The sequence below is a fragment of the Aeromonas sp. 600479 genome (genome assembly GCF_049175515.1).
Lineage (GTDB): Bacteria > Pseudomonadota > Gammaproteobacteria > Enterobacterales > Aeromonadaceae > Aeromonas > Aeromonas veronii_A.
Window position 1 is genome coordinate 1 of sequence record NZ_JAAKVF010000028.1, and the last position, 24,576, is coordinate 24,576.

Annotated in this window: 22 protein-coding genes and 1 tRNA gene; 11 read left to right on the plus strand and 12 right to left on the minus strand. The window is 59.7% G+C overall.

What is annotated here, in order from left to right; all coding sequences use genetic code 11:
• Positions 1 to 187: 187 nt before the first annotated feature.
• The gene (pnp, locus tag G5149_RS20370; RefSeq protein WP_337073533.1) at positions 188 to 2,329 is read left to right on the plus strand and encodes a polyribonucleotide nucleotidyltransferase; all 2,142 of its coding nucleotides are present in this window, start codon (positions 188 to 190) and stop codon (positions 2,327 to 2,329) included.
• A 226-nt stretch (positions 2,330 to 2,555) separates the two neighbouring features.
• Here pnp and G5149_RS20375 read toward each other — a convergent pair whose 3' ends face one another.
• Positions 2,556 to 3,644, minus strand: coding sequence for a ketoacyl-ACP synthase III (locus G5149_RS20375; RefSeq protein ID WP_184234440.1), 1,089 nt, complete (start codon positions 3,642 to 3,644; stop codon positions 2,556 to 2,558).
• Between the two features lie 225 nt (positions 3,645 to 3,869).
• On the opposite strand from G5149_RS20375, the gene G5149_RS20380 reads away from it, so the two are divergent.
• From G5149_RS20380 to G5149_RS20390, 3 genes are all read left to right on the plus strand, one after another.
• Positions 3,870 to 4,811, plus strand: coding sequence for a LysR family transcriptional regulator (locus G5149_RS20380; RefSeq protein WP_337073532.1), 942 nt, complete (start codon positions 3,870 to 3,872; stop codon positions 4,809 to 4,811).
• Between the two features lie 127 nt (positions 4,812 to 4,938).
• Entirely contained in the window at positions 4,939 to 5,547 is a 609-nt protein-coding gene (locus G5149_RS20385; protein WP_421213532.1) for a LysE family translocator, read from the plus strand.
• Positions 5,548 to 5,644: 97 nt separating this feature from the next.
• Entirely contained in the window at positions 5,645 to 7,516 is a 1,872-nt protein-coding gene (locus G5149_RS20390) for a peptidase U32 family protein (RefSeq protein ID WP_421213550.1), read from the plus strand.
• Positions 7,517 to 7,583: 67 nt separating this feature from the next.
• On the opposite strand, the gene G5149_RS20395 is transcribed toward G5149_RS20390, so the two are convergent.
• The gene (locus G5149_RS20395) at positions 7,584 to 8,057 is read right to left on the minus strand and encodes a methylated-DNA--[protein]-cysteine S-methyltransferase (protein ID WP_227341259.1); all 474 of its coding nucleotides are present in this window, start codon (positions 8,055 to 8,057) and stop codon (positions 7,584 to 7,586) included.
• Positions 8,054 to 9,598 carry an AlkA N-terminal domain-containing protein gene (locus G5149_RS20400; protein WP_421213552.1) on the minus strand — a complete coding sequence of 515 codons (1,545 nt, stop codon included), beginning with the start codon at positions 9,596 to 9,598 and terminating at the stop codon, positions 8,054 to 8,056. The genes G5149_RS20395 and G5149_RS20400 overlap by 4 nt, the downstream gene beginning before the upstream one ends.
• Before the next feature lie 408 nt (positions 9,599 to 10,006).
• Here G5149_RS20400 and G5149_RS20405 point away from each other — a divergent pair, with 408 nt between their 5' ends.
• The 6 genes from G5149_RS20405 to G5149_RS20430 all read left to right on the plus strand — a co-directional run bounded on the left by G5149_RS20405 (position 10,007) and on the right by G5149_RS20430 (position 13,872).
• On the plus strand, positions 10,007 to 10,396 hold the full coding sequence (locus G5149_RS20405) for a type IV pilin protein (RefSeq protein ID WP_005343572.1): 390 nt from the start codon (positions 10,007 to 10,009) through the stop codon (positions 10,394 to 10,396).
• A 1-nt stretch (position 10,397) separates the two neighbouring features.
• A complete protein-coding gene (locus G5149_RS20410; RefSeq protein ID WP_337073529.1) occupies positions 10,398 to 10,817 on the plus strand; it encodes a GspH/FimT family pseudopilin in 420 nt (139 codons plus the stop codon).
• Positions 10,814 to 11,206 (plus strand): type IV pilus modification PilV family protein, encoded by a 393-nt coding sequence (locus tag G5149_RS20415; RefSeq protein ID WP_159143122.1) that lies wholly within the window; start codon positions 10,814 to 10,816, stop codon positions 11,204 to 11,206. The genes G5149_RS20410 and G5149_RS20415 overlap by 4 nt, the downstream gene beginning before the upstream one ends.
• Positions 11,200 to 11,748: a PilW family protein gene (locus G5149_RS20420; protein ID WP_216979366.1), complete on the plus strand. Its 549-nt coding sequence runs from the start codon at positions 11,200 to 11,202 to the stop codon at positions 11,746 to 11,748. Before G5149_RS20415 ends, G5149_RS20420 begins: the two co-directional genes overlap by 7 nt.
• Positions 11,745 to 13,376, plus strand: a complete 1,632-nt coding sequence (locus tag G5149_RS20425; RefSeq protein ID WP_159143126.1) for a DUF7305 domain-containing protein — start codon at positions 11,745 to 11,747, stop codon at positions 13,374 to 13,376. Before G5149_RS20420 ends, G5149_RS20425 begins: the two co-directional genes overlap by 4 nt.
• A gap of 94 nt (positions 13,377 to 13,470) precedes the next feature.
• The gene (locus G5149_RS20430) at positions 13,471 to 13,872 is read left to right on the plus strand and encodes a VOC family protein (protein ID WP_159143128.1); all 402 of its coding nucleotides are present in this window, start codon (positions 13,471 to 13,473) and stop codon (positions 13,870 to 13,872) included.
• 118 nt (positions 13,873 to 13,990) lie between these two features.
• Here the strand turns inward: G5149_RS20430 and G5149_RS20435 are convergent, their stop codons facing one another.
• From G5149_RS20435 to G5149_RS20450, 4 genes are all read right to left on the minus strand, one after another.
• Positions 13,991 to 15,469 carry a carboxypeptidase M32 gene (locus tag G5149_RS20435; protein ID WP_421213535.1) on the minus strand — a complete coding sequence of 493 codons (1,479 nt, stop codon included), beginning with the start codon at positions 15,467 to 15,469 and terminating at the stop codon, positions 13,991 to 13,993.
• Between the two features lie 138 nt (positions 15,470 to 15,607).
• Complete coding sequence (gene smrA / locus G5149_RS20440) at positions 15,608 to 16,189, minus strand: DNA endonuclease SmrA (protein ID WP_421213536.1); 582 nt, start codon at positions 16,187 to 16,189, stop codon at positions 15,608 to 15,610.
• Positions 16,190 to 16,378: 189 nt separating this feature from the next.
• Positions 16,379 to 16,558, minus strand: coding sequence for a DUF3149 domain-containing protein (locus tag G5149_RS20445; RefSeq protein ID WP_005338733.1), 180 nt, complete (start codon positions 16,556 to 16,558; stop codon positions 16,379 to 16,381).
• A gap of 121 nt (positions 16,559 to 16,679) precedes the next feature.
• On the minus strand, positions 16,680 to 17,582 hold the full coding sequence (locus G5149_RS20450) for a TraB/GumN family protein (RefSeq protein ID WP_337073527.1): 903 nt from the start codon (positions 17,580 to 17,582) through the stop codon (positions 16,680 to 16,682).
• A gap of 88 nt (positions 17,583 to 17,670) precedes the next feature.
• Between G5149_RS20450 and G5149_RS20455 the strand changes: the two genes are divergently transcribed.
• Positions 17,671 to 18,003, plus strand: coding sequence for a DUF1904 family protein (locus G5149_RS20455; RefSeq protein WP_421213537.1), 333 nt, complete (start codon positions 17,671 to 17,673; stop codon positions 18,001 to 18,003).
• Positions 18,004 to 18,085: 82 nt separating this feature from the next.
• Here the strand turns inward: G5149_RS20455 and G5149_RS20460 are convergent, their stop codons facing one another.
• The 5 genes from G5149_RS20460 to G5149_RS20480 all read right to left on the minus strand — a co-directional run bounded on the left by G5149_RS20460 (position 18,086) and on the right by G5149_RS20480 (position 24,213).
• Positions 18,086 to 18,913 carry an SDR family oxidoreductase gene (locus G5149_RS20460; protein ID WP_421213539.1) on the minus strand — a complete coding sequence of 276 codons (828 nt, stop codon included), beginning with the start codon at positions 18,911 to 18,913 and terminating at the stop codon, positions 18,086 to 18,088.
• Between the two features lie 140 nt (positions 18,914 to 19,053).
• Positions 19,054 to 20,502, minus strand: coding sequence for an OprD family outer membrane porin (locus G5149_RS20465; protein ID WP_005343605.1), 1,449 nt, complete (start codon positions 20,500 to 20,502; stop codon positions 19,054 to 19,056).
• A 500-nt stretch (positions 20,503 to 21,002) separates the two neighbouring features.
• A complete protein-coding gene (locus G5149_RS20470) occupies positions 21,003 to 22,940 on the minus strand; it encodes a methyl-accepting chemotaxis protein (RefSeq protein ID WP_337073525.1) in 1,938 nt (645 codons plus the stop codon).
• A gap of 106 nt (positions 22,941 to 23,046) precedes the next feature.
• Positions 23,047 to 23,931, minus strand: coding sequence for a DMT family transporter (locus G5149_RS20475; RefSeq protein WP_421213542.1), 885 nt, complete (start codon positions 23,929 to 23,931; stop codon positions 23,047 to 23,049).
• A gap of 205 nt (positions 23,932 to 24,136) precedes the next feature.
• Positions 24,137 to 24,213: transfer RNA gene (locus tag G5149_RS20480), tRNA-Arg, on the minus strand.
• Between the last annotated feature and the right edge of the window lie 363 nt (positions 24,214 to 24,576).

Sequence of the window (24,576 nt, forward strand, 5' to 3'; positions counted from 1 at the left end):
CCGATGCGGTACATAGGGGGTTCTGAGTAGAGAAATGCTAGTTGAAAATGTGTAAACCTATTTCAGGACTAGACATCTTCAAGCCGTTGCCTGCCTCACAGAATTCGCGTCGCCGCTTACCTTTTGCATCGAATCAAGTATACTTGTGCGCGAATTTAAAGAGCCAAATTGTAAAAAGGAAATTCACGTGAATCCTATTGTAAAGTCATTCCAGTACGGTCAACACACCGTCACACTGGAAACCGGTGTGATGGCCCGTCAAGCCACTGCGGCCGTTATGGTCAGCATGGACGATACCTGCGTATTTGTGACCGTAGTCGGCAAGAAAGAGGCCGATCATGGCCGTGATTTCTTCCCGCTGACCGTCAACTACCAGGAGCGTACCTATGCTGCTGGTCGTATCCCGGGTGGTTTCTTCCGTCGTGAAGGCCGTCCGAGCGAAGGCGAGACTCTTATCTCCCGTCTGATCGACCGTCCTATTCGTCCGCTGTTCCCGGAAGGCTTCCTCAATGAGGTTCAGGTCGTTGCGACCGTCATGTCCGTGAATCCGGCCGTATCCCCCGACATCGTTGCCATGATCGGTGCCTCTGCTGCACTGGCCATCTCCGGTATCCCGTTTGGCGGCCCGATCGGTGCTGCTCGCGTGGGTTACATGAACGGTCAGTATGTGCTGAACCCGACCACTACCGAACTGCCGCAGAGCGATCTGGATCTGGTGGTTGCCGGTACTGCCAATGCCGTGCTGATGGTTGAGTCCGAAGCGGCCATCCTCTCCGAAGAAGTGATGCTGGGCGCCGTGGTATACGGTCACGAGCAGATGCAGACCGTGATCAATGCGATCAACGAGTTTGCCGCTGCCGTCGGCACCAAGCCGTGGGACTGGACTCCGCCTGCCGTCAACGAAGCGCTGAAAGCCAAGGTTGCCGAGCTGGCGAGCGCCGAGCTGGGTGAAGCCTACCGCATCACCGAGAAGGCTGTTCGTTACGAAACCATCGCTGCCATCAAGGGCCGTGTGGTTGAGCAAGTTATCGCGTCAGGCGTGGAAGAAGATGCCAAGAAGATTGGCGAAGAGTTCCACAGCCTGGAAAGCCGCATCGTTCGTGGTCGCGTCGTACGTGGTGAGCCGCGTATCGACGGTCGCGATCCGGAAATGATCCGTGCCCTGTCTGTCGCTACCGGCGTATTGCCCCGTGCTCACGGTTCTGCCCTGTTCACTCGTGGTGAAACCCAGGCTATGGTCGTTGCGACCCTGGGTACCGAGCGTGACGCCCAGAACATCGACGAGCTGACCGGCAACCGTGCCGATCGTTTCATGCTGCACTACAACTTCCCGCCATACTGTGTCGGTGAGACCGGCATGATGGGTAGCCCGAAGCGTCGTGAAATCGGTCACGGCCGTCTGGCCAAGCGCGGCGTTGCTGCCGTGATGCCGAGCGCCGCCGAGTTCCCGTACGTGGTGCGCGTGGTCTCTGAAATCACCGAATCCAACGGCTCCTCCTCCATGGCGTCTGTCTGTGGTTCTTCTCTGGCGCTGATGGATGCCGGTGTGCCGATCAAGGCCTCCGTTGCCGGTATCGCCATGGGTCTGGTGAAGGAAGAAGAAGGTTTCGTCGTGCTGTCCGACATTCTGGGTGACGAAGATCACCTGGGCGACATGGACTTCAAAGTAGCCGGTACCACCGAAGGTGTGACCGCGCTGCAGATGGACATCAAGATCGAAGGCATCACCAAAGAGATCATGGAGATTGCCCTGAAGCAAGCTCGTGGCGCTCGTCTGCACATCCTGAAAGTGATGGATGAAGCAATCCAGGCTCCCCGTGCCCAGATCTCCGATTTCGCACCGCGTATCCACACCATCAAGATCAATCCTGAGAAGATCAAGGACGTGATCGGTAAGGGTGGTTCCGTGATCCGTGCGCTGACCGAAGAGACCGGCACCAACATCGAGCTGGATGATGACGGCACTGTACGTATCTCCGCCGTGGCCAACGAAGCCGCCATGGAAGCGATCCGTCGCATCGAGGCCATCACTGCCGAGATCGAAGTGAACCGCATCTATGAAGGTAAAGTTGTTCGTCTGGCCGATTTCGGTGCATTCGTCAACATTCTGCCGGGCAAAGATGGTCTGGTACACATCTCCCAGATCACCGACGCTCGCGTGCAGAACGTGGCTGACCATCTGACCATCGGTGACGTGGTCAAGGTGAAGGTACTGGAAGTGGACCGTCAGGGCCGCGTACGTCTCTCCATCAAGGAAGCGAACGCTCCGACTGATGCAGCCCCGGCTGCTGATGCTCCGGTTGCTGCCGAAGCGCCTGCCGCAGAGTAATCTGTCCTCCTGAACCGGATTCTCCGGTTGCAGTAAAAAGTCCGGCGCCCTTTGGGGCGCCGGACTTTTTTATGCGCTCAGACTCATCACGCCGAAGTTGGCTCTCTGCTCAGGATGTGGTGGGCATTGCCGGAGCCTCAAGAGGTCAGGTTAGAAAAGTGTCGCGAAGGGGGAGGGAGAGCGGTGTGGGAGAAAGGAGCCTGAGGATTCAGGCTCCTGATAAGGATCAGGCCTCGTTGGCGTGGGCCTTCTGACACCCTTCGACGGCGTGAGCAATCAGTTCCAGTGCGCTCTGGTCGCACGGTGGCAGCTCGGCCTCGCACTTGTTGATAGGGGTAACACGATCGCCCCACTTGATGATGGCTGCGCCCCAGGTCAGGCCGGCACCGAAGGCGGCAGTCAGCAGATAGGAATTCGGCTTGACGCGCCCCTGCTCCAGCGCTTCGCACAGGGCGATAGGTACGGTGGCTGCGGAGGTGTTGCCGTAGTTTTCGATGTTGACCATCACCTTCTCCATCGGCGCATTCATCCGTTTGGCGAGGGTCTCGATGATGCGGATATTGGCCTGGTGCGGCACGATCAGGTCGACCTGCTCCGGCGCAATACCGGCCTGCGCCAGCACAGTGCTGGTGGCCTCACCCATGCCGCGCACAGCACGTTTGAAGATCTCCGGCCCTTCGAAGTTGAAGGTGAACAGGCCATCGATATCGGCAAAACGCACCCGGTCGGTACCGAAGTTCGGTACATGCAGGATCTCCCGCGCTTCGCTGTCGCAACCCAGCTTGTTGGCGATCAGGCCACACTCCTGCTCGCTTGCCTCTATCACCACGGCACCGGCACCATCGCCAAACAGTACGGCGGTATCGCGGCGTGCCCAGTCCAGCAGGTAGGTGAGGCGCTCGGCGCCAATCACCAGCACCTTCTTCATCATGCCAGTCTGCACCAGCGAGGTAGCGACGGAGAGCGAGTAGACGAAACCGGTGCAGGCCGCGTTGAGGTCAAACACGGCGGCGTTGACGGCGCCCAGCTTCTTTTGCACCGCAGAGGCGGCGCTTGGCAGCAGGTTGTCCGGGGTGGCGGTGGCCAGGATGATGCCATCGAGATCGCTGGCTTCCAGACCGGCGCAGGCCAGTGCGCGGCGACCGGCCAGGGTGGCGAGATCCGAGGTGCTGACATGGGAGATCCGGCGGGCCTTGATGCCGGTGCGCGGATAGATCCACTCGTCTGATGTATCCATGATGGTGCTGAGGTCGTCGTTGGTCAGCACGGAGGGAGGCAGGCATTTGCCCCAGCCGGTGATATTGGCGTATTTCATCTTGTTACCGCTTCTCAAGTGGATCGCCCGCGGGCGGAAAATCGTGCAATTATGCCGTACGAGACAACCACTGTCATCTTGTGGTCATGGTTATGTGCAGGGGGCTCAGCTGTGCCATCTGGTCGCAAAGGGCTGCAACGTGCGGAATATGGCTGGAAATTTTGCTTAAAACGCGGGACTCATATGCCCTAAGATAGGCGTTTCACCACCGATGAGGGTATCTCCTTGCTCAGAGCCAATCTCAACTTGTTGCCGACCCTCAAGGTGCTGCTGGAGACCCGCAATATCAGCCGCGCCGCCGAGCTGTTGCACCTGAGTCAGCCCTCCATCAGCAAGCAGCTTGCCCAGTTGCGCAGCGAGTTTGATGACGAGTTGCTGGTGCGGGAGGGGCAACGCTGGCTGCTGACGCCACGGGCCGAACTGTTGGCCGCCCAGCTGGCGGATTCTCTCGGTGCGCTGGAGCGGCTCTACGAGGCGCCCGGATTTGACCCGAGCCGCTGCGAGCGGGTATTTCGGCTCGCCTCCTCCGATTATGTGGCCCAGCATATCCTGCCCGATATCTGTGCCGCGCTCGCCAAAGAGGCGCCGTTGGCGGCGCTGGAGTACAGCCTGTGGGACAAGCGTCAGCTGCCGCAGTTGTGGCAGTCCGAGCTGGATCTGGTCTCCACCATCACCGAGCAGGTACCGGATCAGATCCGTGGTCTGCATCAGGGGGAAGATCGGCTGGCGGTGCTGATGGGATGTCACCACCCGCTGGCAGGCAAGACACTTAATCTCGATGACTATCTCGCCTGGCCTCACCTGCAGGTGAGTGGCGGTGGCGACAAGGACAGCCCGGTGGAGCAGGTGTTGGCGCCGCAGGGACTGAGTCGGCGCTGGTTTGCCAGAGTTCCCTTCTTTCAGGCGGCAGTGGAGGTGTTGCTGCGCACCGATTGCCTGATGACCACCCCGGCCCATATCGCCTGGCAGCTCTCCTGTGGCCATGAGCTCACCTTTGTCGATCTGCCCTTTGCTACCCGCGACCAGCAGTATCATCTGCTGTGGCATCAGCGCCACCATCAGGATCCAGCCCACCGCTGGTTTCGCGAGCTGGCCTACCCCTTCCTGCGGGATCATCTGCAACGCACCGTTGGCGAGAGTCGCAAGCTGCTCGATCTCGGCGGTTAGCCCCGGTCAGTTGTGTGGCGTTATAGCCATGGGTTATGGAATCTATTCATAACTTTCACTACTGGCATAATGGCTCAGCCCGTACCCTGAGTACAGGTCATCATATCGAGCACAAAAGAGGAAAAGCATGGAACTGACGAGTTGGCTGGCACTGGCCGCAATCTGCGTGATGGGGGCCATCAGCCCGGGGCCGAGTCTGGCGCTGATCATCCGCAACACGGTGCAGGGCGGGCAGGGGCACGGCGTTGCTACTGCGCTTGGCCACGGCCTCGGGGTTGGTATCTATGCGCTGGTTACTGCGCTTGGCCTCTCGATCTTGATCACCCAGACCCCGGTCCTGTTTGATCTGATCCGCTACAGTGGTGCTGCGTTTCTTGCCTGGCTTGGGGTGAAAGCCCTGCTGGCAAAACCAGCCAGTGGTGAAGCGAGTGAAGAGGTGCACCAGCTGCGTGGTCGGCAAGGAGCCTTTGAAGGTTTTATGGTGGCCTTTCTCAACCCCCAGCTGGCGGTCTTCTTCATCGCCCTGTTCAGCCAGTTTGTGCGGGCCGATACCGGCTGGAGCGAGGGGGGTATCATGATGCTCACCGCGGGCGGTATTGATGCCGTCTGGTACGTGCTGGTGGCGCTGGTGCTCTCGCGTGGGCCTGTGCTGGCGTGGCTTAAAGCCAAATCCTTTGTGATCGACAAGGTGAGCGGGCTGGTGCTGCTCGGGTTGGCGCTCAAGGTGGTTATCTAATCCTGCATTTCGCAGATACCTTAAGCGGGATCAAGGCACGCGGGTGGTGAATGGGCTAGAGTTGCGCCCATTTGCTGTCCGCCCTGATCCCGAGACCATGCACCAGAACAAGCACCCGTTAAGCCACAACAACCGGTTGGAGCTGCTGGCTCCGGCCAAGAACCTCGCCTACGGTATCGAAGCCATCAACCATGGCGCCGATGCCGTCTACATGGGCGGCCCTGCCTTTGGCGCCCGCAGCGCGGCGGGCAACACCATCGAAGATATCGAAGTGCTGGCGCGCCACGCCCATCGCTTCGGTGCCCAAGTCTTTGTCGCCTTCAACACCCTGCTGCACGATCACGAGCTGGAGCAGGCCCGGCGGCTGACCCACCAGATCTACGAAGCCGGTGCCGATGCGCTGATTGTGCAGGATATGGGGCTGCTGGCGCTGGATTTGCCACCTATTGCGCTCCATGCCAGTACCCAGACCGACAACCGCACGCCGGAGAAGGTGAAGTTTCTGCAGGATGTGGGTTTCTCTCAGGTGGTGCTGGCGCGCGAACTGTCCCTTGCGCAGATCCGCGAGATCAGCGCGGCGACCAATGTGCAGCTGGAGTTCTTTATCCACGGCGCGCTCTGTGTCTCCTACAGCGGCCAGTGCAACATCAGCCATGCCCGTACCGGCCGCAGCGCCAACCGTGGCGAGTGTGCCCAGCTCTGCCGTCTGCCCTGCTCGCTGCAAAAGCCGGATGGCGAAGTGCTGGTGGCCGACAGCCACCTGTTGTCCCTCAAGGATATGGATCAGACCGACAACCTGGAGGCCTTGATCGAGGCGGGGATCCGCTCCTTCAAGATTGAAGGGCGACTCAAGGGGCTCGACTACGTCAAGAACGTTACCGCCTGGTATCGGCAGAAGCTGGACGCCATTCTGGATAGTCGCTCCGATCTGGTGGCCGCCTCTGCTGGCCGTTGCAGCTACAGCTTCACGCCTGACCCCAAAAAGAGCTTCAACCGCGGCAGCACCGACTACTTCCTCCATGGTCGCCAGCAGGGGATCGACTCCACCAGGAGCCCGAAATATGTGGGTGAACCGCTGGGGCGGGTCACCAGAGTCACCAAGGATGGCATCGAGATCGATGGCAAACAGGTCACCCTCAACAACGGCGACGGTCTCGGCTTCTTCAAGCCGAACAACGAGCTGGTGGGGATGCGCCTCAACAAGGTCGAAGAGAAGGCAGAGAGTAAGCTGTTACTCCTGTCAGAACGCATGCCGGGGCTAAAGGTGGGGACCGAAATCTACCGCAACCACGATCAGGCGTTCAGCAAGATGCTGGAGAAGGCGAGCGCGGATCGCCGCATCCGGGTCGATATGGTGCTGGCAGAATGCGATGAGGGCGTGAGCCTCACGCTCACCGACGAACAAGGCATCAGCGCCGCGGTGACACTTCCCTGTGACAAACAGCCTGCCGACAACCCGGAGCGGGCGCTGCAACAGGCGCGGGATCAGCTTGGTAAACTCGGCAATACCCTGTTTGTGGCGCGCAAGATTGAGTTGGCATTCACTCACCCACTGTTTATCGCTGCATCACAGCTCAACGGTTTGCGCCGGGATGGCATCGCCGCGCTAGAGGCGGCGCGGGTGGCCAGCTACCAGCGCCCCGAGCGACGGATCGCCCTGCGGGATATCAACTATCCCCAGCACCGTCTCTCCTACCTTGGCAACGTGCTGAACAGCGCCGCCGAGCAGTTCTTCCGCGAACACGGGGTGGAGCGCATCGCTCCCGCCTATGAGGCGAACAAGGAGGAGCGGGAAGTGGTGCTGATGATCACCAAGCATTGCATCCGCTACAGCCAGAACCTCTGCCCGAACGAGGTGCCCGGTCTCAAGGCCGAGCCGCTGGAACTCAAGATGGGTAAAGACACCTTCCGCCTGCGTTTTGACTGCAACCGCTGCGAAATGCATGTGATGGGCAGCCTGAAACGCTGAGCAATGAGCCCCTTTCTCCGTCCGGAAAGGGGCAGTTTTTTATCGCAGGTTCTCTGCCTACCCTCCTTTAATTGCCCCTCTCCAGCGCCAGCAGTGCTTTTTTGATCTCCAATCCCCCCGCATAGCCGGTCAGGCTGCCGTTTTGGCCGATCACCCGATGGCAGGGGACGATGATCGAGAGCGGATTGCGGCCATTCGCCGCGCCCACAGCCCGCACCGCCTCTGGCTTGCCGATGGCGCGGGCAATATCGCTGTAGCTGCGGGTCTCGCCATAGGGGATGTCGCACAGCGCTTGCCACACCGCCTGCTGAAAGGCGGTGCCACGGGCGGCAAGGGACAGGGAGAAGCGCTGCAAGCGACCGGCAAAATAGGCGTCAAATTCGGCGAGGAAGGGAGCCAGCTCTTCGTGATCTTGCTGCCAGCCACTCATATCGGGCAGTGCCCGCAGGCCCGCCACAAAGTCCACGTGCACCAGACCAGATTCATTGATGGCGACCAGCAGATCGCTGCAGCGGGTCGGCAGGATATCGTAGCGGATCATGGGGTTATCTCCTGTTGTTGGCTATCCTGCTGGTTTTTGTTGCCAGTGGCACGGAGTAGCAAATCGGGCGCTTCACTCATGGCATGCCACAGCCAGCTGGCCGCATAGCTGCGCCACGGCTGCCATGCTGCGCTTTGCGCCAACACCTCTTTTACCGGCAGCTTGGTGCCGCCGCCGAGTGCCTTTTGCAGCACCAGATCGGAAGCGGGGAAGGCATCGGTATCCAGCCCGCAGCGCAGCCGCCAGTAAGAGACCGTCCACGGGCCTATGCCCGGCAGCGCCAGCAACTGCTCGTCACTGGCTGTCGTGAGGGTCAGCTCGCCGCTGGCCAGCGCCTGTGCCACGCCGCGCAGGGTACGAATGCGGCTGCCGGGCATGCCGATACCGTCGAGATCGAGTTCGCACAACTGGGCGGGGGTCGGCAGTTGCGCCATCCCGAATTGCGCCTCGGTGCGAGCCACCAGCCGCCCGAGTATGGTGATGGCCCCCTTGACCGAGACCTGCTGGCCGACGATGGCGCGCAGCATCACCTCATACTCGTCCCAGCCACCCGGCAGCCGTACGCCGGGCCAGCGCGCCAGCAAGCGGGAGAGCAGAGGATCCTGAGCGAGCAGATCGCCGATCCGATGCATATCGGCATCGAGATCCCACATCCTGCGCACCCGATAGAGCAGATCGGGCAGCGCCGCGAGCGGCAGATCATGAACGGTGAGTTGCAGGCTGTGCCCCTTGCCCTGCGCGATGCGCACCAGCGCGACCTGATCACCGACCTGGTAGCGCCGCTCATACACCTCGCCATCTACCCGCTCCAGCCCGGGGATCGCACGCAGCCGGTAGAACGCCAGCATGGCCGCCACATCATACGGTGGACGGTAGGGCAACTGCAGCGTCAGCGTTGCGCCGCGCGGCTGATCGTTCATGTGCTCTGGCGCGTCACCGTGCTGCTCCTGCTGGCGCAGGGAGCGCGGGGCCAGTCCGTAGGCGTTGAGCCAAGCATCATTGAAGCGGCGGATGCTGGCAAAGCCGGCGGCAAACGCGATGTCGGTAATGGGCAGCCCAGTTTCAGTCAGCAGCCGTTTCGCGAGCAGCAGGCGGCGCGTCTGCTCCACCTGTTTTGGTGAGGCGCCGAGATGTTGCTCGAACTGGCGGCGCAGGGTGCGTTCGCTGATCCCTGCCTCAGTGGCCAGTTTGGCGAGCGTGCCCTCCGCCAGCTCTCCGCGATCGATGCGTGCCAGCAGACGTGCCAGTTCAACCGGCAGATCGCCACGGGCGGCGGGGGCCAGCTCAGGGCGGCAGCGCAGGCAGGGTCGCAGCCCATACTGCTCGGCGGCCGCGGCGCTTTGGAAGTAGCGCACATTGTGCTCGTGCGGTGGCCGTGCCGGGCAGACAGGCCGGCAGTAGATGCCGGTCGAGAGCACGCCGGTAAAGAAGCGGCCATCGAAGCGAGCATCGCGGGCGAGCCGTGCGGCGTGACACTGTTCGCGGCTGAGGGTGTTGATCACCTCATCCGGTGACGACTCAGGGCTTGGCTTTGCATTCATGGTGTTGGCGGCGTTGCTGGAATAGATGGCAAGAGAGTAAGGGGGCTCGGGGGCCATGACTAGCCAGAAACGGACAGGGATAGCAAAAATTGGCCGAAGTTTTTTTACTCTTTCGTTGCACGGTTGGGTTTCACTCTTCGCTCCGTTGTTGTCCATTTGGCAAGGCTCGGCAGAAGAGCTCATAACGGATGGGGTCGGAGGCTCGATTGGCCTAGCTTTATTTGCTTAGCGAGATTAGTGGCGGCGAAAACTGCTTATAAATTAATAACAGATCACATAATTATCTTTTTTACATTGAATGTGGTGATTTTGTGTTGTTCAATTGAGTCAGTTAATTTTTTGTGATTATTAAGTCATCACATCTGCGGCCCAAGGCCGACCAATAACAACACTTGCCAAGGATGATAAGTGAACGACTGTAAGGCATGGCCCCATTGCCGGGGGTTTAGTCTGATCGAGTTGTTGATTGCCATGACGGTTGTCAGCATTCTCGCGGCCATCGCGTTGCCAGCGTATCAGGGTTATCTGCAACAGGGACGTCGTTACGAAGCACAGCAGCAATTGCTGGAGCAGGCGCTCGCCCTCGAACGTATCTATACCCAACAGGGCCGTTATCCCGACACGTTTGCCACCCCTTCCAACACGGATTTTTACCAGTTCAGCTACAGCCAGCAAGATGCTGGCGACTATCTGCTCAAAGCCATTCCAACGACGCGACAACAGGATGAGTGCGGCACTCTGACGCTCGATCAGACCGGTTATCGCGCGGCCAATCGTCATGACTGCTGGGGATCATAAGATGAACGAGCGCGGATTTACCCTGATTGAGTTGATGATCACGGTCGGCATTGCCGCCATCTTGCTGCTGGTTGCAGTGCCCTCCATGAGTCAGCGCCTCGCGGCCGAACGACTCGATCGCAGTGCGACCGAGCTCGCGTCAGCCTACCGCTTTGCCCGCAGCGAAGCGGTCAAGCTGACCCTGCCGGTGGTACTGCAGGGCACCGAGAACGGTGGCTGGGAGGTGATGGCTGACAGCAAGTTGCTGCGTCAGGCGGCAGCACCTGCTGGCGGCGTGGTGATCAAGCCGTTTGACCCCATCAAGATCGCGCCAACCGGCAGTAGCAGCCACGCCGAGATCACTCTGGCCAATCGCCTCGGAGATCAGCGCGTGCTCTGTGTGGCGCCGAGCGGCCAGCTGCTGCACGGGAGCTGCTCATGAGACACACCGCGCCTGCTCGCCAGCAGGGTTTCAATCTGGTGGAGATCATGGTCTCCATGGTGTTGGCGGTGATGGTGTTTCTCGGTCTCGCCAAGGGGCAGGTGGTCTCGTTGCAGCAGGCGCACTATAGCCTGCAGAGTACGTTGGCCACGATTGAGGCGAGCAACAGTGTGGAGCAGATCTGGGGTTCGCTGTGTGAAGTACAGCGCAAGCCGGAGCGGTTCACCCAGGGCGATTTTCTTGCCCGCTTCACCCTGCACGAGGGCCACCAGCTGGTGCTGCCTAGTCGCTACAGCGACCACTTTGTGGTCGCCATCGAGTGGCGTGATGCGCGGATCTCCGGTGCCAGGCGGGTTGAGCTGAACGCAGGATTTCCGCCACTATGCTGAACGTTCCCTTCCGACAGCGAGGTGTCAGTCTCGTCGAGCTGATGATCTCCATGGTGCTCGGTCTGATGCTGATGCTGGCTATTTTTGCCGGTTACGTGCCTATCAAGAGCACGGTTGAGCAGAGCAAGGCGCTGGAGCAGGCGAACGAAGTGCTGCGCTTTGCCACTCTCACCTTTACCAACAGCGTCAAGCAGGCGGATCAGCTGATAGCGGTCACCCCTGATCGCCTGACGCTGGCTTTCAAGGTAGAGGGGGGCAGTCCGGTGCTCTCCTGCCTTGGCAACCAGAAAACCGCCGATTTTACCGAGCAGTACCGCTTCACGCCGCCGGTACTCAGTTGCGATGACGGGGATGGCCCGCGCCTGTTGCTGGCCCATCTTCAGGATCTTGAATTCGGCCAGCAGGGGGCGCTGGTCAATATCCGTATCTTGCCCGAAGGGCTGCCGAGCTATCTGGCGCCTGGGGTAGAGGTGCAGGTGGCACGCCGCAAGGCGGTCTGGGCGGCAGCACTGGCCACATCCGGTGCAGGGGGAGCAGGATGAACAAGGGATTGCAGGGGCAGCGAGGAGCCGTATTGCTGGTGGTGCTGGTGGTGAGCCTGCTGTCGAGCCTGCTGGTGTTTACCAGCATTCAGGAGAACCAGCTGCAAACCCGCCTGAGCGGCAATTTTCACAAGAAGATCAATGCACAGCTCAGTGCCGAGCAGGGGATGAACGACAGTTATCGCGCCCTGCATCAGGCGCTCGGCTCCGAACCACGGATAGAGTGGGATCAACTGGTGCAGAAGGTGCCAGGCAAGGGGGAAGGGGCCATGGCTGGCAGCCGCTTTCGCATCGATCAGCTGGATGCTTCTACAGGCAGCAAACTGGCGTTGCAGAGCCATGGCCGTTATCTGGAGGGCAATGCCAGTCTCAACGCGCTGTTTGCCCTCAAGCGCGAGCCCGGCAATCTCATCTTTCAGGATTCGGTAGTGGCATGCGAAGGGCTAAGCCTCTCCGGTAGCGGTTTTATCGATAGTTATGACTCGCGCAAGGGAGCGTACAAGGAGTCTGTTTCCGGGACCCTTAATCAGGGGCAGAACGCCAAGGTGGCGACCGTCAGCGACAAGGCCAATGTAGTGCTCGCCGGGCACTCCCCCATCTGGGGTGATGTGCGGGCGACCGGCTCGGTGACCTTGAACGGATCTTCACCTGTTGCGGGTAATGTACTTGCTGGCGGCGACATCACCATTTCTCCCTCTGATGGAGTCGTCAGGGTGGAGGGCAGCGTAAACGGGAGTGGAAATTTTGCCTTGCAAGGGGGGCATATTGCCGGAGCTGTTGCGATCAATGGTGATGTTTCTATGGGTCATGGCACCAGCATTGCTGGCGACAAGTTGAACTATGGTGGGAACGGGGCATTCCTTGATGCCAAGCATCAGAAGTATCTGGATCCCCAATATCGCGCTCATCCCAAGCTACCGCCTGTGGCCGGGCAGGTGTGTGACCCGCTCAATGTGGCAGCGTTGCCCAAATCGTTCCCCCCTGCAACATTGCCCATCAATGGCCCGCTGACGCTCGGGGCCACCCAGCAGATGGTGCTGACCACGGATCCCTCCACCGGCTCGGTAACCAGCAGCAACCAGCACAAGCCCGGGCTACCGTTCCCCGGCAAAGGGGAGCTGTTTGGCAAGGAACAGACTATTTACAAGCTCGACAGCCTCAATATGGGGGCCGATGCCAAGCTCACCATCAAGGGGGATGTGGTGCTGCTGATCGACAAGGATTTCACCATGACAGGCAGCAACAAGTTGACGGTGAGCGAGGGGAGCAGCCTGACCCTGATCGTCAGCGGCAAGGTCGATCTTGGGGCCGGTGCCGAGGTGACGGCAGCCAAACAGGGGCTGACCGCTGGCGGTACGCCCGCTATCTCCATCTATTCCGCGTATAGCGGCAAGGATGGGGTTAAGCTGTCGGGCAATACGCCGCTCTATGCCGCTCTCTATGCCCCGCTCACCGAGATGAAGATCAGCGGAAGTGGCGGTCTGTACGGGGCGGTGCGTGCCAAGCACCTGACCGAGAGCGGTGCGGGCGGTGTGCACTATGACGAGGCGCTGGGCATGGCAGATCTGGGGGACGATCAGGGGCCGCCTCCGACGTTGGCACTGCGGCAGTGGCACTTTGTGCAGTGAGGCTGGCGAGCCGCTAAAAAGGATCGAATGGGGCGCGCAACTGTGAGAAGGTGGAGATCTGTTCACCCAGTCGTTCACTGTTGAGGAGTGCTCCATGCCAGGCCCAGCTCGTGCCGGTGCCCTGATCTATGCCAAGGATCCGGGCCTGCTGACCCACTTTTACCGTACATTGCTGCAGATGGTGGTCTGCAGTCAGGATGAGCAGTTGGTGGTGCTGGAAAACAGCGATATCCAGCTGCTGATCCACGCCATTCCCGAGCCTTATACCGGGCAAGTTGTTATCAAGCGGCCGCCGGAATTGCGGGAAGAGGGGGCCATCAAGCTGTTCTTCACCGTCTCCAGCCTCGCCTGGGCAGAAGCGAAGGCGGCGGATCTCGGCGGCGGCCTGCTGCCACAGCAGTGGACGGGGCCCGGCTTTGTGGTGCGCAACGCCTTCGACCCTGAGGGCAATATCCTGCAACTGCGCGAGTTGCTGGGTTCCCCTGATCCTCTCTGAATTTTCTCTTTTTACAGCATGGTTGTGGCGGCGTGCTGTGCCATGCACCGCCATAAAAACGGGGCCCTGTAGTGGTCAACTAAAAGGGCCCCGTCTTTTGTTACCCGTGTAGCAAGCATCACTTCAGATAACGCTGTTCCAGATGCTGGCGCAGCCAGTGCGGGTTGAGCGCTTCACCGGTGGCGCGGCGCACCAGCTCGTCGGTGCTGTGCAGGCTCCCCTGTGACCAGATCTGGCGCCCGAGCCAGCCGAAGATCTCCGGCAAGCGACCCGCCGCGATCACCTCCCCCATGCTGCCCAGCTCTTTTTCGAGGGCAAAACGCAGCTGGGCGGCATACATGGCGCCCAGGGTGTAGCTCGGGAAGTAGCCGAACGAGCCGTCGGTCCAGTGAATATCCTGCATGCAGCCATTGCGGTAGTTGCCCTTGGTGGAGAGCCCCAGCCACTGCTGCATCTTGGCGTCCCACAGCTCGGGGATGTCGGCCACCTCGATCTTCCCTTCCACCAGATCGCGCTCCAGCTCGTAGCGCAGGATAACGTGGGCCGGATAGGTCACCTCGTCCGCATCGACCCGGATAAAGCCCGGCTCGACCCGGCTGTAGAGCTTGGCCAGATTGTCCGGCGCAAACGCCGCCTGCTCGCCGAAGTGGTGACGAATGCGTGGTGCCAGCAGCGCGAGGAAGGCCGGATGATGCCCCAGCTGCATCTCGCAAAACAGGCTCTGGCTCTCGTGGATCGCCATGGAGCGCGCTTCGGCCACCGGCTGACCCAGCAGATGGCGCGGCAGCCCCTGCTCATAACGGGCGTGACCGGTCTCGTGCACTATGCCCATCAGGCTGGAGACAAACTCCTGCTCGTTATAGCGGGTGGTGATCCGCACGTCGGTCGGCACGCCGCCACAGAAGGGGTGACTGCTCACATCGAGCCGGCCGTGGGCGAAATCAAAGCCGAGCAGTCCCATCACCTCCTGACCGAGCGCTTGCTGGGTCGGGATGGGGAAGGGGCCTTGCGGCAGCAACAAGGCATCGCCCTTTTGTTGTTCACTCACGGTCAGGATAAGATCCGGCAACCAGCTGGCGAGATCGCCGAAGATTTGATCAAGTCGTGTGCTGGTCATGCCCGGCTCATAGAGGGCCAGCATGGCGTCGTAGGGGCGCACGCCAAGCGCATCGGCCCGCAGCTGCGCTACTTCACGGGAGAGTTTCACCACCTCCTCGAGATTGGGAGCAAAACCGGCCCAGTCGTTGTTCTTGCGCTGGCTGCGCCAGGCGTGCTCGCACTTGCTGCCGGCGAGCGACAGCGCTTCGACCAGCTCACCGGGCAGCAGGCTGGCATCTTGCCACTGGCGCTTGATCTCGCCGAGGTTGGCACGTTGCACTTCATCGAGCGGCTCACTCTCGGCCTTGGCAATCCAGTCGCCCAGCTCGGGAGCGGTGCGCTTCTGGTGGATCAGCAGACCGAGTTCGGCCATCGCTTCGGCGCGGGCATTGTTGCCCCCTTCCGGCATCATGGCCGCCTGATCCCAGCCGCAGATGGCGGCGAGGTGGCTAAAGCGGTGGATCTGCTGCTGATGTTGTTCAAGCTTTTGATATGACATGGGATTGTCCTTGTTATCGTCCCTGATGGTATGCCGCCCCGTACCTGGCATGATCGGGGCCGTTCGATGCTAACACCGCCGCTGCATCGTTGACCACCTTAGCGCAGGTGGGCCAAAGGCGTGGTGGCGAGCGGCGGATTAGCCGAGCCGCTTCTGGTGCCGTTCGCGGTTTTCTGCTTTTTTGCGTTCGCTTTTACGCAGCAGCACGTATAGAGCACCGCTGCCGCCGTGGCGACGCTCGGCGCTGTGGATCGCCATGACGGCGGGCAGTTGCGGCAACCAGGCGCTCACATAGCTTTTCAGCAGGGCGCGCGGGGTGCTGCGCTCCCCCTTGCCATGCAGGATAAGCAGGCAGCGGATATCCCGGACTTCACAATCCTCAATGAACTGCACCAGCGTCTGGCGCGCTTCGTTGAGGGTTTTCTGGTGCAAGTCCAGGCTCGCCTGCAGCTCGTATTTGCCGAGCCGCAGCTTCTTGTAGACCCCCTCCTGCACCCCATCACGCTTGAAGCCGACGATTTCGTGCGGATCGCGCATCTCGATGGCCTCCATGGTGAGGTGGTCGAGGGCGAGTTGCTCGGCGGTGGCAGCCTGACGGCGAGCGAGCTGCGCCTCGGTCGGGGCGGATTTGGCCGCATGGGGATGGATATTGTCGCTGCGAATGGGCCGCACGTCGGCCACTTCATTCATGAATAGCGAGAGTTCGTCGTTATGAGACACGGCAGGCTCCCCATAAGAAAAAGTGGGGGCCATTATAACGGCCGCAACCGGCACAGAAAACGGGGAAAGGGGCAGGGGGGATAAGGGAGGGCCGGCATGGACACTGGTGCATCCTGTCCCGGGAATCACAGTCGCGAACCATAAAACAGCACAGGCGGTCAGTGTGAACTGCCGCCTGTGGTCAGAGGATTATTTTCCCTCTTTGGGCTGTTGAGAATGGGGTTGCTGTGAATGAGGCGGTTGCGAGTGCATCACCTTGTAGATGAAGTAGGCCGCGTAAGAGCTGATGAGCAAGAAGGTGCCGATTATCACCAGCATCGACATCAATCCCACGCTGTTGCCAAACATCAGGTCCAGCCAAAAGTCCATTTTATTGCTCCTGTCACCCGGTTGATGACAGGCATGATAAATACCTCTTTGCCCCGTCCGGGATGATCCCGATCAACTCCCTTTCAGGTTGTTTAATAACCAGTTCGTTCTGTGATCGTTCTCACTGGACTCTTTGTTCTTGAGCTTGTGCCGGGCTAGGGGTGGTGAGTGGAGTAATGTGCCACCCCTGCTGCTCCAGCAGCGCCAGCAAACCCTGTTCGCCGTAAAGGTGCAGGGCGCCTACCACGATAAAGCTCTCGTTGGGCAGGGTGGACCATTTCTTCAGCCAGTTGTGGTTGCGCTCGGCCAGCAGGGTCTGCTCCATCCAGCTCTGTAGCGCGGGGGGAGCCATCTCCTCCTTGAGCAGATTGATAAGCGTCGCCTCATCCCCTTGCTGCCACGCCTTCATCACGGCGGCGAAACCTGTCTCCAGCATTGGCAGCTCATCCAGGGTACTGGCAAGCATCAGGGTCTGGTTGTCACCCACGCTGGCCAGATAACCGAGCTGCTCCAGCAGGGTTTCAAAACCCACTACCGGTTTGCCCTCTTTGGCAGCCTGGGTGGCAAAGTGCTGGTCTATCCCGAGCTCACTCTTGAAGTCGGAGCGGGCCATGGCGGCCTGGGTCAGGGTAATGGCGGCAAACCAGGGGCGCAGGGTGGCGAGGGTAGCTTCGTTGATGCCATAGCGGGCACCCGCCATCAGGGTCCGTTGATAGAGCTCGGCAGGCAGATGATCCTTGAGCGGTTTGCCATCCACCAGTCGGGTGAGGGAGCCGGTCTGTTGCCACTGATCCGGTGTGATGCTGTTCATGTCCACCTCCATCACCAGAGCGCGACTCTGCAGCCAGGCACGCTCCACCGGCTCGGGCAGAGGATAGAGTGAAGGCTTGCCCGCATGGATGGAGCCCAGCAGCCAGTGTTGCTGGTTGCCCTTGCTCACCCGATAGAAGGCGGGATCGGCAAAGGCGTGCAGCGGTAGCAGCAGGCAGAGCAGGAAGGCAAAGAGGGTGCGATGAAATCTCATGGGGATCCTTAATATGCGCCGGGTGACTTCTCTTGCTGACAATAACTCCTATGATAAGTCCTCATTTCAGATAACCAAGAGGTTTGCCATGCCCCATCTTCGTTTTCGCGCCGTGACGCTCGATACCCTGCAACAGGTGAGCGGCCCGCTGCTGGCCGACCTTTGCGAGCTGACCGGCGGCAAGCCGGAGTTTGTCACCATGGAGCAGATTGATAGCTGCTGGATACGCAACGGCGAGCCAGAGGCGGGTTTTCCGTTTGTCGAGCTGCACTGGTTCGAGCGGCCACAAGAGATGCAGGACGCCGCTGCGCGCCTTATCACGCGCCATTTGAAGCAGGTGTTGGGGGAGCAGACTTATGTGGTTGTGCAGGTTATCCCTCTGGTCAAGAGTGCCTACTACAGCAATGGCGAGCACTATTGAAGAGAGGGTAAAACCAGGTTGGTGATGCCGCTATACAGCTAACCCAATCCGGGCGGCAGGATGTTTGCCGCCCATCACGGGATCAGGCCGATTTGGCCAGCAGTTTGTCGAGCCAGCGAGTGGGCAATACCCGTCGCAAGAAGGCAAACAGCCGGGTCGGAGTGGTCACCGGATAGCGTGCCTTGGGATGGGCGTGGGTCAGCGCATGGAACAGCGGCGGGATGCAGGCTTCGCTGGAGAGGGTAAAGCCGCTGGTGGCCCCCTCTTTTTCCAGCCGCGTCAGGGTCTGACGGTAGGCCGACTGATGACGGCTCTGGGCCGGATCGATGTGGCGCAAGAAGGCGCTGCGGGCATTGGCACGAAAACGGGTATCGATAGGACCCGGTTCAATCAGGCTGATATGTACCCCGCTGCCCGCCAGTTCGAGGCGCAGGGTGTCACTATAGCCTTCCAGCGCAAATTTGCTGGCGTTGTAGGCGCCGCGATACTTCATGGCAACCAGCCCCAGTACCGAGCTGTTCTGTACTATCCGACCCTCTTTGGCCTCCAGCATCGGCGGCAGCACCTGACGGATCAGATGGTGCCAGCCAAACAGGTTGGTATTGAACTGTTCCCTGAGCGCCTCGGTGGGCAGATCTTCCAGCGCCCCGGGTTGGCCATAAGCGCCGTTGTTGAACAGGCCATAGAGGCGCCCGCCTGCCAGATGGAGCGCCGCACTGGCACCCAGCTCGATGGAAGCTGGGTCCGCCAGATCCAGTTGTACCGCCAGCAATCCCTGTTGTTGCAGACGGGCCACATCTTCCGCCTTGCGCGCCGAGGCGATCACGGTAAAACCGTGCTGCCCGAGCGCTTGCGCGGCAGCGAGGCCAATACCGCTGGAACAACCGGTGATCAGAACAAAACGGGGCATGATGGCGTCCTTGTGACTGTTGACAAAGCGTACTGGCAGGTGAGTGGATAAAACCCTTATCCGGCTCGCATGTTAGCCTGCCAACCGGCAAAAAGAAAACCGGGCCAAGTGGCCCGGTTTGCTGACATCGTCTTGCCTGATTACATGAAGGTAAGCGGCATGATGATGTGGAACTTGACGTCGTGCTCGGAGGCGAAGATGTTGGGGTAATCGGTCCAACCGCCGCCCTGGCTGATGTCGTTGTTGTAGTCGGTGTAGTGCAGTTTGAACAGGGTGCCTTTCAGCTTGCCATCCTGCACGGTATAGGTGACATCGAAGTTGGCTGCCCATTCGGTATCTTCACCGTTGGCTGCTTTCTTGCCTTGACCGGTTTCGATATCCCAACCGTAAGCACCGGATACACCGACGGACCAGCCAGGAGCACCAACCAGATCATCCAGAGAGCGGGTTACACCGAAGAACAGCGCTTTTTCGTTGTTGGCGTTCCAGTCGGAGCGGGAATCCCACCAAATTTCGTTGGCGCCCTGGGAGTTGGCGTAGCCACGGGTCAGGCGAGGCAGGTAGTTGCCTTCCGCACCTTCAGCCTTGGTCCACAGACCTTCCAGACGGAAGCCGTACGGGCCCATGCCCCAGGCGGCTGTCAGAGCTTGTTGCCATGCCAGACCGTCATAAGTCTCGATCTGGGAAGCGCCCTTGGTGTAGGTCTCGGTCTCGGAACCGTAGAATTGGTAGCTGGTGGAGAGGCCGCCCAGTACGTCAAACTTGTGAGCCAGTTTGAAGTGGTAGCTATCCATGTAGCCTTCGGACTGACCGAAAGAACCGGTCACAGCAGTGCCATTTTCGAAGGTGTAACGGGCTGCGATACCGTGGATGTAGTCGATGACGTTTTCATCAGCGAACGGATCCATCCACGCTTTGGCACGGGAGAAGACCTGAGTCTCTTTGTACCAGGGGGCCTTGTACTCGTCAGCGATGGCGTAGGTCAGGTAGAGGCCGCCGAAGTTACCTTCGACTTGACCACCACGATAGGTACCCGGCTGATAAGACCAGTTAACACCGATTTGGCCAGGGACATACAGCTGGGTATAACCACCCTTGGCAGTGATGCCGCCGTCCAGGAATTTCAGCTTCATCGCTGCGTTGGAGAGGCTGAAACCACCTTCAGGGGAGCCATCTTTGGCGTTGTTGCCCCAGGTGCGGCCAGCGAAGGAGAATTCGTTCTCCTGGTTGACCGGGTGATTTTCGGTAACGGCCAGGTCATAAGCACCGAAGCCGCCCAGATCCAGACCTACTGTGTCCCAGGCATAACCGGAGTTGAAGTTAAGAGCGGCTTGAACGGTGGCATGGCTCAGGTTGGACTGGTACTTGCCTTCTTTCTTGGCGGCAGTCGGGTCACCATCGATGCGCTGACGATCACGCTGGAAGTAGAACAGACCACCGGTCAGTTTGGAGTCTTTCACGAAGGTTTCATAGGATTGGCCGTAATCCGGACTCATCATATCCTGAGCTGCCAACGCCATACCGGGGGCGACCAGAGCGGCTACCACAGCGGCACTCAAAGCGGCGCGCTTGAAGATCACTTTTTCCATTTTATTGCTCCTGATTTTATGGACTTAGCTTTTTTCCGGCAGTTGGCATCAGGCCTACCGCTCGGTATTGGCATTGCAATCAAAACCCCGAAGGGCAAAAAAATCTTCTCTCGGTTACCTGCAAACCCGGATGTCTTGGCACATCTCGTCGTTGGCAGTCCTGATCATCACATGTTGTTTTTTTGTGTTCCGATTCTTGGCTACCGGACAACTCCAAGAGTACGTTCGCGGTGCGAAATATCAATGAAAAGTTCCCTCAACATTTCAAAAGTATGACCGAGTGCAAATAATCATGGGCAAGGTTGTAAACAGCCTCATGGCAGGTATCACGGTGATGAGAGCGTTTTCTTGAGGCTGTAGCCAGCGCCAGCGCGGGTTTTCATCCGATACGGGTGAAGAGGGGTCAGTTAACCTGCCGGTAACAGATAATTTTGTGCTACAAAAAAACTTTCCCTCTGGTTGAGGGAAAGTGATCTGGTGGGATGCGGCGCGAATAGGGGTCAGCCTTGCTGACCAAGGATCCGGGGGATCTGTTGCGCCTGATGATGGATATGGGATGAGACCTGTACAGAGAGCTGACTCACCTGACGGGCATGCTGATGAATACGGGCGATCAAATCGGCAAAACTGGCCAGCTTGTGTTCCTGACTTTTGGCGTTGTCGGCGCCCTGCAGGGCGATCACTGCGGTGTTGCGGGCGATCTCCCGCACCGCCTGGGTGGTCTGGCGCAGTTGTTCAGCCTGCGCCCGCTGGCGGCTTGACTCGCTGGTGATCCGGTTCAGCACGGCACCAAGCTGTTCACCGGATTGGGTCAGACGTCCCAGAATATCGGTGATCTGGTTGAGGGACTGCTGGGTATTGGCCGAGAGATGGCGCACTTCATCGGCGACCACCGCAAAGCCGCGTCCCTGTTCCCCTGCGCGAGCCGCCTCGATGGCGGCGTTGAGGGCCAGCAAGTTGGTCTGCTGAGCGATATGACCGATCACATCGACAATGGCCGTTACATCGGCAACCGAGCGGGTGAGTGCTTGCAGCGCCTCATCGCTCTCGTCAATCGCCAGTCCGGTCTGATGAGTGGCGTGCAGCATGCTACCCACCAGATCTTCGCTCTGGCTCATCGCCTGTTCGTTATGGTGGGCATGCCGGGCGATGTCGGCGGCGACCTGATGGACCTCTCCGGCCAGCTGGTTCAGCTCATCCATCATCTGGCCGCTCTCGTCGACCACCTGTTCGGTAGTGCGGGTGCTGTGGTGGATCTCGTCAACCTGACTGACCATCCCTTGCAGACTGAGGGATACCGCTGACAGCTGTCCCTCTTTTTGTTGCTGGTCCTGGTGCAGGCGACCGATTAGCCGGTTGTAGCTGGCAACAATATCGGTCAGCTCGTTGCGATCGTGCCCGGCAGGCAACGGCTCGGCCTGCCCCGTCTGATCGAGCTGCAGAAAGGCTCCGCGCAGTCGCAACAAGGGGGCGAGCAGCCAGCGTCGTTGCACCAGCGAAAACAGCAGGGCAACCACCACTAGGCAGAGCGCCAGCGTGCCGATGATGGTGGCCAGCTCCTGATTGACGGCTTGCCGCTCGCGGGCAAGTTGTTCCCCCATCTGTCTGGTCGCTTGCAACATCGCCATGATGTCTTGCTGCACGGTCTGGCGGCCAGCCTGTTGCTGTTGTAGCGCCGTGCGGCTGTTGGCCAGCTCCTGCGGATAGCGGCCCAGCAACGAGCGTAATTCACTGCGCGGTTGATCCCCCAGCTCCTTTCGCACCGGCTCCCCCAGAGTGAACTCATCGGCGGGCGCCTCTTCATACAGACCGAGCAGCGGCAAGGCTTGCAGCGCTTGCGCCTGTTTTTGCAGTGCCTCCAGCTCGAAGCGGATCCCTTCGAGCAGCTTCTCATTGCCTTGCTCCATATAGCTTTGGCGCAAATGGGCGAGGCGCGGCAGGCCCGCCAGGATCTCGGCTGCACCGCGGCGATATTGTTGTGCCGCAGCAGATTGTTCCGTGCTGGCGCCTTGCTCCCCATAGCGGATCAGTGCCATGGCCTGGCTGCCCAGTTCACTCTCCGCATGTTGCAGCAACAGCTGGCTGTTGCCCGAGAGCTTGCCTGCGGCCTGATAGTCGTGAGCGATGCGCTGCGCCATCTGTTCGAGTTGCTGTTTGAGCGGGGCCGCCACGGCATCATCCTGAGCGGCCAGCGAGGAGAGCGCTTGCTGGCGGATCTTCTCTGCCGCGGTCAGTTGCTGCGGATCGCCGCTGTTGAGGTAGTCACGCAGACTGTTTTGCAGGGTAATGGTCACCAGTTGTTGCAGCGTTTCGTGCTGGCGCTGGGCTTGACTGGTACGGGCAAGCTGTTGCCAGCCGTGGTAGAGAGCCAGTGCCTGTCCTCCCGCGACCAGTAGCAGAACCAGGGAGGAGAGGGAGGCGTAGTGGGCGATTTTCACGGGGTTATTCCTGTCAGCGCAGACCATGGGGGAGCATGGCCCGAGCCTAAACAGGGATGATGGCGCTTTTATGACAAGGCGGGTCAAGTGGCCCCATGTTGCCGATTTAACTGGATGAGGAAGCCTGCGCGCTATTACGTTGGCCCAGCATACCGAGCAGGGCGCCGCCCATAATAAGTGCTCCGGCCAGAAGATGGCGCGGGGTGAGCGCTTCACCATTGAGCAACACCAGCAGCAAGGTGCTCAGCAGCGGTGTCAGGTAGGCAAGCGCCCCGATCCGGCGAGGATCGCCGTCTCGCAGTGCAAGATACCAAGTAACGAAGGCCGCCCCCATGGGGCCCAGCGCCAGCCCGATGATGAGGAGCCAGTCACTGGTGGGGAGCTGCGCGAGCGGCAGAGGCCCTTCGAGCAGACGGGCAAGCAGCAGCGCCAGCAAACCTGCGGGCAGGCAGGCTGCCGCAGTGACCACGGCGGGGGCTGGCGGCAGACGGCGTGATAATACCGAGTAGGCTCCCCAGACGACTGCCGCGCCCAGTGCCAGCAGGTATCCCGGCAGATAGGCCTGCTGCAGTTGCAGCTCGCCATTGACCATCACCAGCATGGAGCCCGCGAGACCAAAGGCGCCAGCCAGCAGGTGACGGGCATGGAGTGGATGGCCTGGCAACAACAGCGGGGTGAACAGAATGATGCAGAGCGGCCAGAGGTAGTTGATGAGGTTTGCTTCCAGCACCGGGGCATGACGAAAGCTCATAAAGAGCAGCAGATGGTAGAGCAGCAATGCCGCAACCGTCACCAGCCAGGTAATCGGACGAGCACGCCATTGGCGCCAGAACGGCAAGGCCCCGACCCCGCAGAAAAACAGCACCAGCCCGACCAGTACCAGCGGTGACACGCTGGTGACTCGTGACGTCAGCGCCGCCAGCGAGGCCCACAGCACAATGGTCAGCAAGGCAAAACCGGTGGATCTATCCCACGAGGAACAACCGGACATCCAACACTCCTTTGCAAGATGAAGCAGCTGGCTTTGCTCGAAGGCTCAGCCAAAGAGAAGCAGTCTATCAGAGAGAGGGCATATGCCGAATGCCGTACGAATACAGTTGCTTGTGACTCGGTGAAAATTTTGATGGCGCAAGCAGAGTGCTGCTAGACGCTGTCCCCATCGTCAACGAGATGAGTGAATGCGAAAGGGGGATTGGTGGCGTCCCAGGCAGGATTCGAACCTGCGACCTCGCCCTTAGGAGGGGCGCGCGCTATCCAGCTGTGCCACTGGGACGTGCGCGCATTATATAAAAATGCCAATAAAAATAAACAACTGCGTATGTCTGTCTATCCAGTTGCTTACATTATGACCGGATTGTGTGTTTGTTATCTCGGCAGGTCAGATAAACAAATTCGTTGAGTCTGGATCACCAAGGATGGCAGGAGGGAGGTGATGGTGTGGGCGGGGTTTGATTTTTTATGCAATTAATTAACTTTAAATTTTGCTGCAGCAGTTCGGGCGGGACTATCTCTTGTTGTGCTCTGCTATCAGATGTTGATCTTTTTCTTATTTATCTGTGCTCGATTTAAAAGGGTTTATTTATCAATTATTTATTTGCTTGTTTCGACTGAGTTTTCCCTTCTATTTTAAAGGTGA

What these genes read in the sequence shown, in the direction of transcription:
- G5149_RS20375 (WP_184234440.1), bottom strand. Translation starts at nt 3,644, where the DNA reads ATGAAATACGCCAATATCACCGGCTGGGGCAAATGCCTGCCTCCCTCC.
- G5149_RS20385 (WP_421213532.1), top strand. Translation starts at nt 4,939, where the DNA reads ATGGAACTGACGAGTTGGCTGGCACTGGCCGCAATCTGCGTGATGGGG.
- G5149_RS20390 (WP_421213550.1), top strand. Translation starts at nt 5,645, where the DNA reads ATGCACCAGAACAAGCACCCGTTAAGCCACAACAACCGGTTGGAGCTG.
- G5149_RS20395 (WP_227341259.1), bottom strand. Translation starts at nt 8,057, where the DNA reads ATGATCCGCTACGATATCCTGCCGACCCGCTGCAGCGATCTGCTGGTC.
- G5149_RS20400 (WP_421213552.1), bottom strand. Translation starts at nt 9,598, where the DNA reads ATGAATGCAAAGCCAAGCCCTGAGTCGTCACCGGATGAGGTGATCAAC.
- G5149_RS20410 (WP_337073529.1), top strand. Translation starts at nt 10,398, where the DNA reads ATGAACGAGCGCGGATTTACCCTGATTGAGTTGATGATCACGGTCGGC.
- G5149_RS20415 (WP_159143122.1), top strand. Translation starts at nt 10,814, where the DNA reads ATGAGACACACCGCGCCTGCTCGCCAGCAGGGTTTCAATCTGGTGGAG.
- G5149_RS20420 (WP_216979366.1), top strand. Translation starts at nt 11,200, where the DNA reads ATGCTGAACGTTCCCTTCCGACAGCGAGGTGTCAGTCTCGTCGAGCTG.
- G5149_RS20425 (WP_159143126.1), top strand. Translation starts at nt 11,745, where the DNA reads ATGAACAAGGGATTGCAGGGGCAGCGAGGAGCCGTATTGCTGGTGGTG.
- G5149_RS20430 (WP_159143128.1), top strand. Translation starts at nt 13,471, where the DNA reads ATGCCAGGCCCAGCTCGTGCCGGTGCCCTGATCTATGCCAAGGATCCG.
- G5149_RS20435 (WP_421213535.1), bottom strand. Translation starts at nt 15,469, where the DNA reads ATGTCATATCAAAAGCTTGAACAACATCAGCAGCAGATCCACCGCTTT.
- G5149_RS20445 (WP_005338733.1), bottom strand. Translation starts at nt 16,558, where the DNA reads ATGGACTTTTGGCTGGACCTGATGTTTGGCAACAGCGTGGGATTGATG.
- G5149_RS20450 (WP_337073527.1), bottom strand. Translation starts at nt 17,582, where the DNA reads ATGAGATTTCATCGCACCCTCTTTGCCTTCCTGCTCTGCCTGCTGCTA.
- G5149_RS20455 (WP_421213537.1), top strand. Translation starts at nt 17,671, where the DNA reads ATGCCCCATCTTCGTTTTCGCGCCGTGACGCTCGATACCCTGCAACAG.
- G5149_RS20460 (WP_421213539.1), bottom strand. Translation starts at nt 18,913, where the DNA reads ATGCCCCGTTTTGTTCTGATCACCGGTTGTTCCAGCGGTATTGGCCTC.
- G5149_RS20465 (WP_005343605.1), bottom strand. Translation starts at nt 20,502, where the DNA reads ATGGAAAAAGTGATCTTCAAGCGCGCCGCTTTGAGTGCCGCTGTGGTA.
- G5149_RS20475 (WP_421213542.1), bottom strand. Translation starts at nt 23,931, where the DNA reads ATGTCCGGTTGTTCCTCGTGGGATAGATCCACCGGTTTTGCCTTGCTG.